The organism is Rothia sp. P4278 (assembly GCF_048512945.1).
Classification (GTDB): domain Bacteria; phylum Actinomycetota; class Actinomycetes; order Actinomycetales; family Micrococcaceae; genus Rothia.
Window position 1 is genome coordinate 594036 of sequence record NZ_JBLXXU010000001.1, and the last position, 16592, is coordinate 610627.

A 16592-nucleotide genomic window follows, 5' to 3' on the forward strand; every position below is an offset into this window, starting at 1 on the left:
TATTGCCACTCATATTTTAGTGCGGGGGTACCCTGTTATCCGGGGTTCAGGCTACCAGCACACCGAGTTTTTGCGGAATGTTGAGGCTTTCTTCTAAGGGGTGGAGTACCACTCTAGGTTTTCCAAGCACCCAGTCAATGCGCCTCTAGCGGTTAGGTGCGGGCAAAAATATAGTCCGGGGTTCCCTCGGCAACAAGCCTGCCCCCTTCTAGGAGAACGGCACGGTCAGCCAGTGATGCAATACGCGAATCATGCGAAATGATAATCACCGAACGGCCTTTCATGACCGCTGCCAGTGACTGGCTGGCATCTGCCAATTCAAGCTGGGTCGTTGACTCGTCAAGAATCACCACATGCGGGTTAGCTGCTACGATACGGGCAAGGGCAAGCTGTTGCACCTGGTCTCTGGTCAGTTCGTAGGACCCATCTCCAAGCTGGGTATCTAAGCCATCCGGTAATCGGCTAACCCAGTTTGCCCCGACGGCAAGGAGCGCATCAAGCATCTGGTCCCTATTAGCCTGAGGTGCCGCTACAGCAAGGTTCTCAGCGAGGGTGCCCACAAAGACGTGGGCCTCCTGGGTGCAAATCAGCAGAGCCGGGCGGTGGTCAGCTAGAGGCTCCGTCGGGTAGAGACCGTTCCCGACTATCTGACCCATGACCTGCACCCTTCCGCTATGGGCTGTGAGCGATCCTGCTATCAGTCGAGCCAGCGTCGTTTTACCGGACCCTGAACGCCCCACCAGGGCCAGGCTCTCCCCCTGTGCAACCGTGAGGTCTATGCCCTCAATAACAGGGCTCTGGGGATTATACCCGTAGGTCACTCCTTGGAGCTTTACAGCCGCAGGGGGCCATGCTTGGACGGAGACAGTCTTACTCTGTTGACCGCTGGCTTCTCCCCGGTATTGTTCAGATTCCCGGCGGGCCTGCTGGGTATCTGACAGGTCAATGACACCAAAAACCCTGCCCATAGTCACGGTCATCTCGCGCAGACGATCCAGCCAGAAGGTGAAGATATCCGAGTCTACCCGCATAGAAAAGAGCATGATAGAGGCTGTTGAGACATCGCTCCAGGTGGCCCAACCCCGCCAAACACAGTAGGAGCCCCAGACCATAGCTAGCAGCAGAGGAAGGTAGGCGTTGAAAGCATCGACCGCCCAGAAGGTTGAACGGAGTACCACCATACGGTCGGAGATCCTGAATACCTCCCAAATTTTTTCCTCCTGGACACCGGAACGGGCCTGTTGGACCCCCAATTCTTGGATCGTTGTCGCACCACGAACGTTCTCTGTGGCCACAACGGTAAGCTCACTCATTGCCTCAGTTTTCCGCCGGGTTGTTGCGGCTATCCGGGGTAGGAAAATTGCCAGGGCAAGGGCCATGAGCACGAACATGGGAACGGTAACCAGACCGATTACCGGGCTCACCGTAAAAATTGTCACCGAAGTAATTACCATATATACGGAAATATGGATAAACTCCGGCAGACCGGTTGCCAGCACCAGTCGGACGCTATCAAGGTCATCGGTCAGGCGAGCAAGCAGATCACCGGAGCCCGCGTCCTCAATGGTTTGAGCATCGAGCTGGAGGGAAGCCTCCACCAGGTCAATACCCAGGTCACGGTTCAGGCGGACCCCCAATTTTTGCCCCTGAAAAGTCCAGGCTCTCGTCAGAAGCGACCCCAAAAGTACAGCACCCAATATGGTCAGCAGTATCTCCCAGGGGTAGCCGGTGAGCTGGCCGGTGGTGACCGCATCAACGAGCCGGCCCACCATAATGGGAGTAGCGAGGGCAGTAACCGAACTGGCAACAAAAAGTAGCATCAGCAGAGCCAACTGCCACGGCGTCTTGAGGACAGAGCACCCAAGCAACCGCCAGGTTGTCTTGCCATCCGTAATGGGCAAAAGATTAGCCATCGAGCTCACCTGCTTTCAGCCGTCGTTCGACCTCCATGGTCGTACTCACGATGTAGATTCGTTCAATGTGGGCCAGAACCCCAGGTTGCCCAGCGCGCTCTTCTAACTGGTTGAGAATGAACTTCTGGCTGGGTTCATCCACCGAGTTGAGAGGCTCAGTCAGGACCAGGGTATCTGCTCTTTGTGCCAGTGCCCTGGCAAGGGCGAGACGCTGGCGTTGGCCGCCCGAAAGATTGGTACCTTCGGAGGACAGTGCGCTTTTCACATAGCTTTCTGGGTCTCGTCCGCCCAGCCGAATAGCAATTTCTTCGGAGTCAGTGATTTTGAGTAAATCAACCATCTCGTCACGAGTTAGGGTGCCACGCCCTAGTGTCAGATGCTCAGAGAGAGTCCCGGCAAAGATGATGGGGGTAGGTTCCGAGAGCAAGATCCGGTGGTTATCTCCCTGCGAATCATCGCGGAGTTTCTGCACCAGGGTTTCAGCATACTCTTGGGCAGATATGCCGGCGCAGCGAGGGTTGATATAGTGAACGGCCCCTGTGCCAGAAGGCACCAAAACACGAGCGGTGTGGGCGCCTTGTGGGGCAGGCGGGGAAGCTGCAGAAGAGGCATCTGCAATCTCTCGTTTCAGCCGCACAACACGTTTGTAGGCAACACGAGCATTCCGCCAGGACATGAGCAGCATCTCCACTGACCAGATAGGGCCGGTCAGGGTACCGATAAGCCCCACGATAGTGACTAGTTGCCCTGCGGGTATGTCAGTAAGCCAGGTACCCTCTGGTGCAGCCCCGCGCAGCGCTAAGACCACCGCTAGCCAGGTCACTGTACCCACGAGCAGGTTGCGGGTGGCATAGGACCAGGTTTGAACACTCTCCAGGCGAATCTGGGAGGAGTAGACATCCTGAGCGGCCTGCCCGTAATGCACCATCATGCGCTTCTGTGCCCCCAGGCCCAAGATTGTGCGGATAGAAGAAGCGATATCGGATGCCCGGGATGTGCTTACGCTAACCGTTTCACGGAATGCATCTGAGTGCTTTTCGATGAGCTTTGATACCCAGGTCAAGGTAATCATGGTCACGATAAGGCCCGTAAGAGCTACTAGAGCTATCAGCGGGCTAATCGTCCACAGCTGCCAGGTACCCAGCGATGTGACACCAACCGCCGAAAAAGCCAGAATCATCGGTTGCCACATCTGCGAGAGCGCCCGGGCGTCCTTATTCAAAATAGCGATGAGAGCACCGGGGTCACGGTGAGGTGCCCGGTCTATGAGATGGCTGATGTAGAGCCTCCAGTCACGTTCAATACGTGCAACCACCCGGAAGGTGAGGCCCCAACCCAGAAACTCGACCAGGCACAGATAGGCGATAACACCCGCCAGAATCATGATGGCCTGATAGGCCTGGGTGCTCAGCCCTGAGCTGTGCAGGTCGATGATACGCCCCACAAGAACGGGCATAAATACTGTTGCCAGTGAAGCAAAGAAATCTAAGACAAAGGGGAGAAAATAGAGTGTTCTCCAACGGAAGCCCGGAGGGGCAATGCGGAACTTCTCAGTATTTTGTGTATTTTTGTGCTCGGATTGTTCGGTCCGATCCTTAGCCACGAAATTCTCTTTTCAATCACAAGATGTGCAAGGGGTAAATCTACCGGGCATAAAAATACCTACCGGTGTGAACGCCTCCCGGTAGGTTGATCTTGGTTGATCAGCTAGCTGAGTGCGCTAGCGGTGAGAAACCCAGGGGGAAGCAGAAGGCGCCTGAAATCGATGTGTGTTCATTTGTATGCTCCCCCTTTCGTGAGTTCGATATGCGGATATTTCCTTTGAATATCGTAGCCCCACCTCAGCTTATTTGACAAGCATCATATTTATATATTTTTTGTCTAATTTTCATGTGCTACCACCACGAGATGAAACGGAATGGGAGCAGTGCATTTACGCGGCTTGCCTCAGGGGCCTGCACTAAACTGGTTAACATCATGAAGATTCTTCAGTACCTTTCCCCATCCCTGGCAGATTCCACCAAGCACTACTACCGTGGAGATTTTGCAACCAACCCCCTCACCGGTGACGAAGCCTATGAGGCCTTTACCGAATGGATCGCAGCCCGGGGTATGGAGCTTTACCCGGCACAGGACGAAGCTGTCCTGGAGCTAGCCGCGGGCAATAACGTCATTCTGGCAACCCCCACCGGCTCCGGTAAATCCACTGTTGCTGTGGCCGCTCACTTTATAGGTATGGCCGCTGGTCAGCGCTCCTACTACACCGCCCCTCTTAAGGCGCTGGTCTCTGAAAAGTTCTTTGACCTGTGCGAGATTTTTGGTGCCGAGAACGTGGGCATGGTCACCGGCGATTCCTCTATCAATGCCGATGCGCCCATCGTCTGCTGCACCGCCGAGATTCTGGCGAATATCGTTCTTCGTGAGGGTGCTGGAGCCGACGTCACCCAGGTCATTATGGACGAGTTCCATTTCTACTCTGACCCCCAACGCGGCTGGGCCTGGCAGGCTCCCCTGCTTGACCTGCCCCAGGCGCAATTCCTGCTCATGAGCGCTACCCTCGGGGACACCAGCCGGTTTGAGCGGGAACTAACCGAGCTCACCGGGCGCGGTACCGCCCTGGTCACCAGCCAAACCCGCCCCATTCCTCTCAACTACTCCTACTCCCGCCAACCGCTGGTCGAGAAAGTTGACGAGCTGGTTTCCACCCACCAGGCACCGGTCTACATCGTTCATTTCTCTCAGCTCCAGGCTATCGACACGGCGGCTTCTCTAATGTCCCTGTCGATTGCGACCAAGCAAGAGAAAGAGAAAATCAATGAGCTCACTGCGGGATTCCGTTATTCTGCGGGTTTCGGCAAGGTGCTCCAAAAGTATATTAAGAACGGTATCGGCATCCACCATGCGGGTATGCTCCCCAAGTACCGCCGCCTGGTGGAGCAGCTAGCGCAGGCTGGCCTGCTCAAGGTCATTTGCGGCACCGACACCCTGGGTGTGGGCATCAACGTCCCCATTCGCTCCGTGCTGATTACTGCTCTCTCAAAGTTTGACGGTCAGCGCACCCGCCGGCTCAAGTCCCGCGAATTCCACCAGATTGCAGGACGAGCTGGACGAGCTGGCTTTGATACCGCCGGCTACGTGGTTGTTCAGGCCCCCGAGCACGACATTGAAAATGAACGGCTCGAAGCAAAGGCTCGCGAAAAATTTAGTGGCGACGAGAAGAAAATAGCCCAGTCCCTTAGGGGTAAAAAGAAGAAACCACCGCAGGGCTTTGTGGCCTGGAGCGAGAAAACCTTTGAGCAGATCATTGAGGCTGAGCCAGAGCAGCTAAGTTCGTCCTTCCAGATCACTCACTCCATGATGCTCAATATGCTTCAGCGTGAGGCTGACCCCTTTGAGACCGTCATGCTCTTTTTGACCGCCAACCATGAGCCCCCTATCAAGCAGAGATCCCTCAAACGCAAGGCGATTGGTATCTACCGTGAACTGCTCAACGGCGGGGTCGTGGAGCGCCTGGCTGAACCCGATGAGTTTGGTCGCACCGTCCGGCTTACCGTCTCCCTGCAAGAGAACTTTGCTCTGAACCAGCCGCTCTCCCCCTTTGCTATGGCTTCCCTCAGCCTGCTCGATTCTGAGAGCGATTCCTACGCCCTCGATGCGGTCTCTATCATCGAAGCGACCCTTGAGCGCCCCCGCCAGGTTCTTGTGGGTCAGGAGAAGAAAGCCAAGAGCCAAGCCCTAGCCGAGATGAAGGCCGAAGGCATGGACTACAACGAACGTATGGCTGAGCTGGATAAGATTACCTACCCCCAGCCCCTAGCGGAACTCCTTGAAGCCGCTTTTGAAACGTACTCGTCCGGTGCTCCTTTTATGAAAGAGTTCCAACTAGAGCCCAAGAGCGTAGTCCGGGACATGTATGAGCGGGCCATGGGCTTTGGCGACTATATCCAGTACTACGGGCTGGAACGTTCCGAGGGTATTCTGTTGCGTTACCTCTCCGATGCCTATAAGGCACTGCGCCAGACCGTTCCCCTCTCTGCCCTGACCGATGAGCTCACCGACCTGATTGAGTGGCTAGGCGAAGTAATCCGCCAGACAGACTCCTCCCTGGTTGATGAGTGGGAGCGTATGGCCTCCGATGACGAGGGCCTACCCGTCCAGGACTCTCTGGAGGAACTGGTGGCAGAAAGCGCACCCGCTCTTACCGCTAACCCGCGTGCCTTTAAGGTCATGGTGCGTAACGCCCTCTTCCGCAGGGTGGAGCTGTTTGCCGATGAGCGCGACAAGATTCTGGGCCAGTTAGACGGCGAGCGCTCTGGCTGGGACTCTGACCGTTGGGCCGACGCTATGGACGATTACTTTGAGGAGTACGAGGATATCTACACCGATGCCGATGCTCGCTCCCCCCGTCTGCTGACAATTGACGATGATACTGCTGAGCACCCCGGTTTCTGGTTGGTCAGGCAGACCTTCTCGGACCCGGAGGAGAACCATGACTTCGGTATTGTTGCCAGGGTTGATTTGGCGGCCTCCGATGCGGAAGGCGCTCCCGTGGTGCTGATTGAGAGCGTAGGGGCTTTCTAGCGCAGCACTTACCGCAGGTTCACGGCGATCAGGACGCAGCCTGCTGCCCAGAGCAGGGAGACGAAAGTCCCCACGATGAACTTTTCGGCGGTCAGGTGCCCGGCTTTGATATCCGGGTACCTGGCTAGTCCTTTGATTGCAACGATGACAGCTAGAGCACTTGTTTGTGCGGTGATGAGGCAGAGCGCTACTGCGAGCCGTTCGAAGATGCCGATGAGGCGGCCTCCGCCTTCGGCTTCGATACGTTCGTCGGACTGGGTGATGTCTGCACGTAGGTTTAGGATCCCCAGGGTGCCGGTGATGTGCTGGCCCTTGGGCTTTTCTTCTGTTTGTTTCTGTTTAATCTTCCCCACGAAGTAGATTGCTGGAGCTGACCCGCCCAAACAGCTCACCAGCACTGCGAGCGTTGTGGTCAGCTCACGGACCGGGGCTTCAAGGGGCTGTGCCAGGGTAGACAGCACAAGGGCCCCGCCGAGTAGGGTCATGAGAGTCCAGGTTTTGGGGGCGCTGGCGTTCTGGGTTTTTAGCCACAGCAGTGACAGGGTAAAAAGCGCTACCAGCAGGATGCAAATTATCAGGTTCATACATTCTCCTCAGCGAGTAGGGTTTTGAGCTCCTGTACCATGCGGCGGGTTTCCTGCCATCGTCCCTGTCTGAGGGCACGGCTGACCGCTGACTGGTAGGTTTGCAGGTGCGTGGCAATTTCTATCTGGGTCATGCCCTGCTCGTAGAGTTCTCCGATGGCCTGCCAGGAGTCGTTCCGGTCTTCTTCAAGCCCCATGACAAGTTGCAGGCTGGCTTCAATCAGCTCGGAAAATCTACCTGTTCCTTCAAAGGCTATGTGTCCGGCTGAGCGTTTGGCGCGCTCCACTGCGGTTCGCGCCTTCCTGTAGGCTTGGCCGTTCCCTTCGCGGGCATTGGCCGGTAGCGGCTCATTGACGGCACCGACCCCAATCCCGATATGCCAGGTTCCCTGGCGGGCCAGCACTAGGGCGGTTTCGAGCAGACCGTTTGGGTCATCGAAGACCGCTTGGACTTCGTCGCCTGCGGTGCGCTGGAAGGGCCTTAGCGGCCAGGCAATATTGCTGTTTCCGGCTAGGTCACTGTGCAGTTGGGGTACCAGGTCTTGGCCGGTTGAAGAGTTACGCTGGTCTACGGTCATGACAAACATATATAACAATATACTGTTATATCTTGGAATATAACAGTATATTGTTATATATAACGAGAGCTTAAAAGTCTTTTCCGTCCCTACTAGGAGGTCACCGTGGCCCTCTCTGCCCTACCAACACCCAGCCATCGTGTTGGGGCTACACATACCATCGGCTCACTCAAATTCATCGATCACTGGTTCACCGTCCCCGCGACCCACGGCCTAATCTTTGGCAAGAGTGAGTCAGCGGCACTAGAGTCCCGTTTTGCCCAGCAGAGCATGACCGTTTTTGCCCGTGAAGTAGTTGATACCTCCGAGGCTTTGACTCTTCCTGCAGATGAGCGCCCCTACATGGTCTACCTCCAGGGTGGGCCTGGCGGCAAAAGCCCCCGTCCGGCAACAGAGGGCGGCTGGGTGCAGGAGCTAGCACAGACCCACCGACTGGTGCTCTTAGATCAGCGCGGAACCGGCAACTCCACCCCGCTCTCTGCCAAGGCACTCGCCCAACTAGGGTCAGCAGAAGTTCAGGCAGAATACTGTGAGCTCTTCCGGGCAGACTCTATTATTGCCGATGCCGAGGTCGTCCGTAGCTTCCTTCTAGCTGACCGCAAAGATCAGCGCTGGTCCACAATGGGCCAGAGCTTCGGCGGCTTTTTGACCCTCAGCTACCTATCCTTCGCCCCTGAATCCATCAAAGATGCCCGCATGACGGCCGGGCTTGCCCCCATCCGCTCTCACCTTGATGAGGTCTACCGCTCAACCCTGGACCGCATGCAGGAACGGAGCGAGGAATACTACAGCTGGTACCCCCAGGACCGCGAGCTGGCGGCCCGTATCGCGCAGCACCTTGCTACCCATCAGGAAGTCTTACCCACCGGTGAACGGCTGACACCCCATCGTCTACAGATGCTGGGGCATCTTCTGGGCGGCAACGGGCGGGCACGCAACCTGCACTATATTCTGGAGTCTGCTTTTGCCGAGTCAAAAAACTGGCTGTCCGACCAGTTCTTGACTGCGGTGAGCGCACAGGTTAGTTTCGCATCAGCTCCCCTTTATGGGCTTCTCCACGAGAGTATCTACGCAGACGGGGCGCCAGGCTCCCCCTCCCCCGCACCGACTCGCTGGTCAGCAGCCCGTATGCACGCCGAGCGCCCAGAATTTGCAGAAGATGCAGAAAACCTGCTCTGGCTGGGCGAGCATATCTTCCCCTGGTACTTTGAGGAGGACCCGGCTCTAGGCCCGCTGGCCGAGGTTGCCCACCTGCTGGCTGAAAAGCAGGACTGGGGCAGGCTCTATGACCACGAACAGCTGGCTCAGAACCGGGTGCCTCTAGCGGCGGCAGCCTATGTGCCCGATGTCTTTGTCGATTACACCCACTCTATGAAGACCGCCGATTTTGTGGGAAACACCCGCGTGTGGACCTCACAGACCCACCACCACGACGGTCTAGGAGTCGATGGCCCGGCCATCCTGGGTCATCTAAAGAACCTGCTAGCGGATATGCGCTAGATCTACGAAAGCAAAAGCCAGGTGCTCGCCCCTGATCAGGGTCAGCGCCTGGCTTTTTTGCCTGAGCTATCGAATAATCATCTAGGTAAGTCAGCTATAGCTTTCGGCTCTGGCGCTCTAACCACTCTTGATGAGCAGTATGAGCCGCAGTCTTAACAGAAGTAGCTGAAAGTACAAGTAATACAGCACCCGTCAGGAGCAAGGCGCCTATACCGCAAGGAATAGCGAAAGGTGATTGCAGAAACCAGCCCAAAACAAAGGTAAGGCCAGCGCCCACAGCCTGCACCAATGCCAGGATCCGCAAGGCGGGGACGGCAGCGCGGTGTCCAGCTTCCCAAGCGGCATCAGATTGCAGAGTCGATGCTGTACGAAACCCAATAACCCCATTGGGAGGCAGGCGGCCATGTGCTCCCATCTGAGCTGTCACCACAAATACTATGCTTGCCCCTACTAAAGAAATAACAAGCGGTAGATAGTCTATGAGCGACACAGTCGGACCCCCTCTTGTTGACTGAGCTGAGACTGCCTTTAATATATCTCTCATTCTAGGCGCATAGCAGCGGTGATAAAGCAAAACAAAACCGTCAGCATCTGCCCGTAAGGGCAAGATACTGACGGCATCGGCCGAGAAGGTGAGCAATCCACAAGGATTAGGCTCGAACTTCTCCCTTAGGCAGTGTGCTCCGCATGGGCCGTGCGAGCGCGATGCACCAGATCCTGGTACTCCGCCTCGGACTCAATCAGCTCATCCCGGTATTTCTGAGGAATTTTACGTGACTTAGCGGCCGCAGCATCCAACTTGCTCTGAAGCTCAGCACGCTGTGCGGCAGGAGCATGAGCAGGTAGGTTCAGGTATTCATCAGAGAGATTCTGAACCTTCTGGATGGTAGCAAGTGCCCTACCCTTAGGGGAATACAGTGAAGCAAGAACTGTCATGACTAGGACACTGATAATGACTGCCAAGGACAGCTCAATACCAACCTCTATCACCTGAACGGGTTGCCCATCGTTGAGGAAAAACAGAGTATTCTCGTGCAAAGCGTGGAGCAAAAGCTTGACCCCGATGAAGGCCAAGACAATAGACAGGCCCCAGGAGAGGTAAATCAGGCGGTCCAGCAGGCCGTCAATCAGGAAGTAAAGCTGACGCAAGCCCATCAGTGAGAAGGCTGTTGCGGTAAAGACAATGTAGGCCTCCTGGGTCAGGCCAAAGATTGCGGGAATTGAGTCCAGCGCAAAGAGAATATCGGTGCCGCCGATAGCTACCATAACGAGTAGCATGGGGGTCATGACCTTCTTGCCGTTTTCAAGGGTGAAGAGCTTATCGCCATCGTAGTAGTCAACGGTGTGTAAGACTCTCTTTGCCAGACGGATAACGATGTTATTGGCTTCGTCTTCTTCCTCTTTATCGGTAATTTCACCCTTGATCAAATTGCCCGCAGTGTAAATAAGTACCAGACCAAAGAGGTAGAAGATCCAGCTAAAGGTATTAATCAAAGCGACACCGGCAAGGATGAAAACAGTGCGAGCTATCAGAGCAAAGACAATGCCAAAGAGAAGCACCTTCTGCTGGTCAGCGCGCGGCACCTTAAAGCTGGCCATAATGATGAGGAAGACAAAAAGGTTATCAACGCTCAGGGCCTTCTCGGTGATGTAGCCGCCGTAGTATTCGGCGGCGAACCGGGTGCCGTCCCAGAAAAGGATGACCAGGCCAAAAGCTAGTGCCAAACCAATGTAGAGAGCCGACCAGATAGCGGCCTCTTTAATGGTGGGCTCGTGAGCCTTCCGTACATGGAAGAAAAAATCGTACGCTAAAAGCAGGAGGATAACCGCGATAGTTACCGCCCACTGTAAACCACTAATATGCATGAGAGCCTTTCTTGTGGTTGAGGGTTAACCAAAATCCACAAGTCTCTCCCAACCACCTTAGCTTATGTGGTTTCCTGCCCCGGTTGGGCGCCATCGATCAACGTGCTGACGAAACAGGAATTAGCGGGATACTCCCTTGCTCGAACCTCAACTATAACCTACGCGGGCACCGTTTGAACAGCGACTACTCAGGAACGGGCGTCTCGTAAACCCATTCCAAGAGCACAGAGAGCTAGGATAAGTGCCGCTACCACCCAGGCAATTGCAAAATTGGTGGACTGTTCAAGAGCCCCAATGGCAAGGGCCCCCAGTCCGGTACCAATATCAAAATGTGAGTTCCAAGCAACCGATGCTCGCTGGGTGGCATCGGCTCCCCCGGCATCGCTCAGGGCTCGCACCATAGTCACCGATTGCAGGAAGCCGTAGCCAAAGCCCATGATGGATGCACCCAGGAGAAAGAAGAGCACAGAAAGAGAGCTCGCCCCATCCATCAGGGCAAGCAGAACCAGCCCCAGAGCGACGAATCCCAGTACCGGTGTCATCAGCAGACGGGTCCCAAAGCGGTCGGTAAGTGAACCGCCGTAGAGACGGGTGGGGGTAGCTAGGAGGCAGAGCAGGAGCAAGCCGCCTGTAGCCAGTGTTGCGGTGGGCGCTATTTCAGTGGAAAAAGTCATGAAGGCACCACCCACTGAGGTCACCAGGGTGAGCGTCAGCAGGGCGGGCCAGATACGTTTGATAATCGTAGTGGTCGAGGTCTTAGGGGTAGCAGATATTGTTGGCTTGCCCTCTTGGCCTTGTGCCAGATAGCGATCAACGGAGCGTCCCAGCTGAAAAGCAAAGGGTGCGGCGAGCGCAGCAATCGCGCCCATAGCAATGACGGGCCGGTGCCCAAAGACTTCGATAGCCCAGGGGGCAACCGGGGTGAAGAACATTTGTGAGCCAGCTGCGGCTAGTCCGTAGAGGCCCACCGCCCGGCCTCGGTATTCCAAGGGAACCAGGTAGGACATAGCCGAAGAACAGCAGACCGTGACAATGCCAAAGCCGACCCCTCGCAGGGCTGAGGTCAGCAGGATATTGGTCAGGTCAGGGCTGAGGAGCTGAATGAGGGAGGGTAGACCTAAGAGGATTGTGCCAAGGGGCAGTACATGTGCCCAGGAAAAATGGCGGGTAAGGGTGGGCACCGAGAACTGCGTGGCCACGGTGACAGCCATGAGTACAGCGTTGGTTGCGCCTGCCCCGAAGGAGCCAGCACCGCCGGCTACAGCCCATGCGGGTGAGGCCGGGAGCAGAACGGCAAGGCTGCTAATGCTCAGACCAAAGGTGATGAGAATTTGAGGCATACCGGGCATGCGGGCAACACTCTGCTTCACGGTGGCTCCTAGAAAAGGTAAGGACACAAACCGCACAATTCTACCACCCTTCCGGGTTTAGGCGTGCCCCGCTGCCTGCATCTGCCGTAGTTCCTTCTTCAGGTCGGCTATCTCATCTCGTAGGCGGCCTGCCAGCTCGAATTTGAGTTCTTCAGCGGCCTGCATCATCTGTGCGTGCATGTCTTCAATCAGGCTCATCAGGTCCTCGGCGGGAGCGGCGGCAAGTCCGTCGGCACGTACCTTGGCTTCGGCCTTTTTCAGAAGTTCCTCGGCTTCCGGTGAGGTAGCCGCGTACTTGGTGCCCTTTTTGGATGCAGTCTTTGCATTACCCTTGCGCGAGGCAAGGAGCTCAGCGGTGTCCTCTGATTCGCGGGCCAGCTTGTCAGTGATATCGGCTATCTTCTTCCGCAGAGGCTGCGGATCAATGCCGTGTTCCTTGTTGTAGGCCTGCTGTATCTGGCGGCGGCGGTTGGTCTCGTCAATGGCCACCCGCATAGAGTCGGTGATTTTATCGGCGTACATGTGTACTTGTCCGCCCACGTTACGGGCGGCGCGCCCGATGGTCTGAATCAGCGAGGTAGTGGAGCGCAAGAAACCTTGCTTATCGGCATCGAGGATAGCGACCAGTGAGACTTCGGGCAGGTCCAAGCCCTCACGGAGCAGGTTGATACCCACCAGAACATCAAAAACGCCCTGGCGCAGTTCGCTCAATAGTTCCACACGGCGTAGGGTATCCACATCGGAGTGCAGGTACTGGACCTTGACCCCGTGTTCAAGCAGATAGTCGGTCAAATCCTCTGCCATACGCTTGGTCAGGGTGGTCACCAGTATGCGCTCGTCCCCCTGGACCCGCACACGGATTTCTTCAAGCAAGTCATCAATCTGCCCCTGGGTGGGCTTAACGACAATTTCAGGGTCAACCAGACCTGTGGGGCGAATAATCTGCTCCACGACCCCATCGGCCTGAGCCAGTTCGTACCTGCCGGGGGTTGCTGAAAGGTAGACGGTCTGGCCGATACGGTCCAGGAACTCCTCCCATTTCAGGGGGCGGTTATCCATGGCTGAGGGCAGGCGGAAACCGTGCTCCACCAGGGTTCGTTTACGGCTCATATCGCCCTCAAACATGGCACCAATCTGAGGGATCGTGACGTGGGATTCATCCACAATCAGCAGGAAGTCATCGGGAAAATAGTCCAGTAGGCAGTGAGGCGCAGTTCCCCGGGCGCGCCCGTCGATATGGCTGGAATAGTTCTCGATGCCGTTGCAGAATCCCATCTGCTCCATCATTTCCAGGTCATACTGGGTGCGCATCCGCAAGCGCTGGGCTTCAACCAGCTTATTCTGAGACTCTAGTTCTTGGAGCCGTTCCCGCAGTTCATCCTCAATAGAGCTAATGGCCCTTGCCATGCGCTCAGCACCGGCAACATAGTGCGAGGCAGGGAAGACATACATTTCCTCTTCCTCACGGATGACCTCACCGGTAAGTGGGTGCAGGGTGTAGATAGCCTCAATTTCATCCCCGAAGAATTCCACGCGAATAGCGTTTTCCTCATACATGGGGATAATTTCTACGGTATCGCCGCGCACCCTGAAGGTTCCGCGGTGGAAGTCCATATCGTTGCGTGCGTACTGCATGCCCACAAAACGACGGAGTAGCTCGTCCCTGTCTAGTTCTTGGCCCCGCCGCAGAGTAACCATCTGGGCCACATACTCTTCGGGGGTACCCAGCCCATAGATACAGGAGACGGTTGCCACCACCACCACATCGCGGCGGGTCAGCAGGGAGTTGGTGGCAGAGTGACGCAGTCTCTCTACTTCCTCATTGATAGACGAGTCCTTCTCAATGAAGGTATCGGTCTGCGGCACATAGGCTTCGGGCTGGTAGTAGTCGTAATAGCTGACAAAATACTCCACCGCGTTATGAGGCAGTAGTTCACGCAGTTCGTTGGCCAACTGGGCGGCCAGGGTCTTGTTCTGGACCATGACCAGAGTAGGCCTCTGGACAGCTTCAATGAGCCAGGCGGAGGTTGCCGACTTACCGGTACCGGTCGCGCCCATCAGAACAATATCTTTTTCACCGTTCTGCACTCGTTCGGTGAGCTCAGCAATAGCTTTGGGCTGGTCGCCCGCTGGCTGATATTCGGAGACGACTTCAAAGGGGGCAACAATCCGGTTGATTTCCTGGGCAAGACTCATGCCCCTACCCTACCGAAAAACCAGGGCAAAAACTAGAACACCAGTACGAATATTCAGCCTCTAGAGCTTACAGGCAGAAGGTTACTGGTTCTCACCCCACTACCTTCCCCAGGCAAAAACTGCTGGCTTACTCCCCATCTTCTAGGCAGTAAGCCAGCAGTATATCTTGCTGAACAGGAATAGCTCCATCCCCTCAGGCAGACCTGAGATACCCTAAACCTGCTTCTCTTGCTGGGCCTTCTCAGTGGCCTCCAAGGCTACAGCTTCAGCAGTCACTACAGGAATCTGTCCCGTATTGGGAACCAGGCCCTCATACTCCGGCTCTGAACCTACCTCATACTCGGGGCGAATGGTGACTTCACCAATGGACGAGAAGTCTTCCTGGGCTCGGCGGTGGTATTCCTCCACGGGGAGAACCTGTTTCCACTGGCGGGTCTTCATGGGTGGCAGTTCACCAGCGTCCTCTCGTAGGGCCTGCACCAGCATCCATATCTGCATAAACCCAATGAGCCAGACGGGGAAGCCGATGACCACAATGACGTTCTGCAGGGCTACGAGCCCGTTATCGCCTGCCGCCACAAGAATTGAGGCTGACACAAGACCGATGGAGGCAGCCCAGAAGACCCCCTGCCGTTTGGGTGCCGGGTCTTCGTGCCCGTTAGCGATTGCATCCATGACCAGGGCGGCTGAGTCGATCGAGGTGATAAAGAAAATGGTAATCACCAGAAGAGTAACCACCGCAACCACGGGGAAGAGGGGGAAATGGCTCAAGAACTCAAAGAGCGCGGCGGGAATATCGCCCTGCTCAACAACGGTCTGCACCAGAGTGCCGTTCTCCTTGCGCTCGATGTTAAAGGCGCTTAGCCCAAAAACACCGACCCACATCAAGGTAAAAGCAGTAGGGGCAGACAGTACACCCACCACGAACTGGCGGATAGTGCGCCCCTGGGAAATCTTAGCGATAAAGAGGCCGACAAAAGGTGCCCAGGTCACAGTCCATGCCCAGTAGAAGACCGTCCAGCTGCCGATCCAACCAGTATCGGCAAAGGCGTCGTTGAAGAGCATCATGACGGGGAGCTTCTGCAGGAAGTAGCCGGCAGATTCAACGGTTCCCAGGGTGACGAAACGGGTAGCTCCCGTCATGAGGATAAAAATCATCAGAGCAATAGCCAAGAGGATATTAATGTAGGACAGTCGCTTAACACCCTTATCCATACCCATGAGCACAGAGGTGATACCTGCGGCCGTAATGATGGCCACGATGCCTGCCTGGATAATACCGCCCAGGGGAAGTCCGTACATGATCCCCATGCCTGAATTAAGCTGGAGGGCACCCATACCTACAGAGACTGCGATACCAAAAACGGTAGAAATAATGGCTACCGAGTCGATGAGTTTACCGATGGGTCCGTGGATTCGTTCACCCAGCAGGGGCTGGAAGATCGAGGAAACGCGCGGGGGTAGCTTGCGTTTATAGGTGAAGTAGCCAAAAGCCAAAGCAGGTACCGTCAGAATAATCCACACGCCCAGACCAATATGCCAGTTAGCAATCGCCAGAGCATCGAGTGCAGCGTGATCAGACTGTGGTGCTACGCCATCGTAGGGTGGCTTGGCGTAATGAGAAATGGGCTCAGCAGCACCCCAGAAGAGCAAGACAGCACCCACACCTGCTGCAAAGAGCATACCGAACCAGGCCAATCCTGAGTATGCGGGTTCAGCATCGTCGTCACCAATTTTGATACGCCCGAAACGGCTCATGGCCATATAGACCAAGAAAAAGAAGAAAATGGCAATACCCAGGGTGTAAACCCAGCCCAGGTATTTAATGATGAAGCCGGAAACCGCGCCGATACCGTCTGACATCGTGGTGGGAAAAGCCGCCATCAAGGCCGTGAAAAGCACGATAAAGAAGGCCGAGGAAAAGAAAATTGCAGGGCTGGTTCTCAGCCCTAAGAGGTTGTGTAGCTTAGTCAGCACGGTCAATCCCGGTGGAAAATGCGATTC

General features: G+C 55.8%; 11 protein-coding genes. 2 read left to right on the forward strand and 9 right to left on the reverse strand.

All coding sequences use genetic code 11. The features are described 5' to 3' along the window. Window positions 1-152: 152 nt before the first annotated feature. Both ACN085_RS02640 and ACN085_RS02645 read right to left on the reverse strand, forming a co-directional pair. Window positions 153-1913 carry an ABC transporter ATP-binding protein gene (locus tag ACN085_RS02640; protein ID WP_419110489.1) on the reverse strand — a complete coding sequence of 587 codons (1761 nt, stop codon included), beginning with the start codon at window positions 1911-1913 and terminating at the stop codon, window positions 153-155. Beyond that, a complete protein-coding gene (locus ACN085_RS02645) occupies window positions 1906-3516 on the reverse strand; it encodes an ABC transporter transmembrane domain-containing protein (RefSeq protein ID WP_419110490.1) in 1611 nt (536 codons plus the stop codon). Before ACN085_RS02645 ends, ACN085_RS02640 begins: the two co-directional genes overlap by 8 nt. Window positions 3517-3890: 374 nt before the next feature. Here ACN085_RS02645 and ACN085_RS02650 point away from each other — a divergent pair, with 374 nt between their 5' ends. After that, window positions 3891-6494: a DEAD/DEAH box helicase gene (locus ACN085_RS02650; RefSeq protein ID WP_419110491.1), complete on the forward strand. Its 2604-nt coding sequence runs from the start codon at window positions 3891-3893 to the stop codon at window positions 6492-6494. 8 nt (window positions 6495-6502) lie between these two features. Here ACN085_RS02650 and ACN085_RS02655 read toward each other — a convergent pair whose 3' ends face one another. Continuing rightward, window positions 6503-7078, reverse strand: a complete 576-nt coding sequence (locus tag ACN085_RS02655; protein ID WP_419110492.1) for a hypothetical protein — start codon at window positions 7076-7078, stop codon at window positions 6503-6505. After that, window positions 7075-7656: a hypothetical protein gene (locus ACN085_RS02660; RefSeq protein WP_419110493.1), complete on the reverse strand. Its 582-nt coding sequence runs from the start codon at window positions 7654-7656 to the stop codon at window positions 7075-7077. The genes ACN085_RS02655 and ACN085_RS02660 overlap by 4 nt, the downstream gene beginning before the upstream one ends. A 105-nt stretch (window positions 7657-7761) precedes the next feature. Here ACN085_RS02660 and ACN085_RS02665 point away from each other — a divergent pair, with 105 nt between their 5' ends. Next, the gene (locus ACN085_RS02665) at window positions 7762-9156 is read left to right on the forward strand and encodes an alpha/beta fold hydrolase (RefSeq protein ID WP_419110494.1); all 1395 of its coding nucleotides are present in this window, start codon (window positions 7762-7764) and stop codon (window positions 9154-9156) included. A 94-nt stretch (window positions 9157-9250) separates the two neighbouring features. Here the strand turns inward: ACN085_RS02665 and ACN085_RS02670 are convergent, their stop codons facing one another. From ACN085_RS02670 to ACN085_RS02690, 5 genes are all read right to left on the reverse strand, one after another. Next, window positions 9251-9700 (reverse strand): SdpI family protein, encoded by a 450-nt coding sequence (locus ACN085_RS02670; protein ID WP_419110495.1) that lies wholly within the window; start codon window positions 9698-9700, stop codon window positions 9251-9253. A 125-nt stretch (window positions 9701-9825) separates the two neighbouring features. Continuing rightward, entirely contained in the window at window positions 9826-11022 is a 1197-nt protein-coding gene (locus tag ACN085_RS02675; RefSeq protein ID WP_419110496.1) for a TerC family protein, read from the reverse strand. Window positions 11023-11210: 188 nt separating this feature from the next. Then, window positions 11211-12392 (reverse strand): MFS transporter, encoded by a 1182-nt coding sequence (locus ACN085_RS02680; RefSeq protein ID WP_419110497.1) that lies wholly within the window; start codon window positions 12390-12392, stop codon window positions 11211-11213. 57 nt (window positions 12393-12449) lie between these two features. Continuing rightward, window positions 12450-14588 (reverse strand): excinuclease ABC subunit UvrB, encoded by a 2139-nt coding sequence (gene uvrB, locus ACN085_RS02685; RefSeq protein ID WP_419099793.1) that lies wholly within the window; start codon window positions 14586-14588, stop codon window positions 12450-12452. Window positions 14589-14801: 213 nt separating this feature from the next. Then, entirely contained in the window at window positions 14802-16565 is a 1764-nt protein-coding gene (locus ACN085_RS02690; RefSeq protein WP_419110498.1) for a BCCT family transporter, read from the reverse strand. Between the last annotated feature and the right edge of the window lie 27 nt (window positions 16566-16592).

Coding starts and splice junctions, on each gene's coding strand:
- ACN085_RS02650 (WP_419110491.1), top strand. CDS start 3,891: ATGAAGATTCTTCAGTACCTTTCCCCATCCCTGGCAGATTCCACCAAG.
- ACN085_RS02660 (WP_419110493.1), bottom strand. CDS start 7,656: ATGACCGTAGACCAGCGTAACTCTTCAACCGGCCAAGACCTGGTACCC.
- ACN085_RS02655 (WP_419110492.1), bottom strand. CDS start 7,078: ATGAACCTGATAATTTGCATCCTGCTGGTAGCGCTTTTTACCCTGTCA.
- uvrB (WP_419099793.1), bottom strand. CDS start 14,588: ATGAGTCTTGCCCAGGAAATCAACCGGATTGTTGCCCCCTTTGAAGTC.
- ACN085_RS02640 (WP_419110489.1), bottom strand. CDS start 1,913: ATGGCTAATCTTTTGCCCATTACGGATGGCAAGACAACCTGGCGGTTG.
- ACN085_RS02675 (WP_419110496.1), bottom strand. CDS start 11,022: ATGCATATTAGTGGTTTACAGTGGGCGGTAACTATCGCGGTTATCCTC.
- ACN085_RS02670 (WP_419110495.1), bottom strand. CDS start 9,700: ATGAGAGATATATTAAAGGCAGTCTCAGCTCAGTCAACAAGAGGGGGT.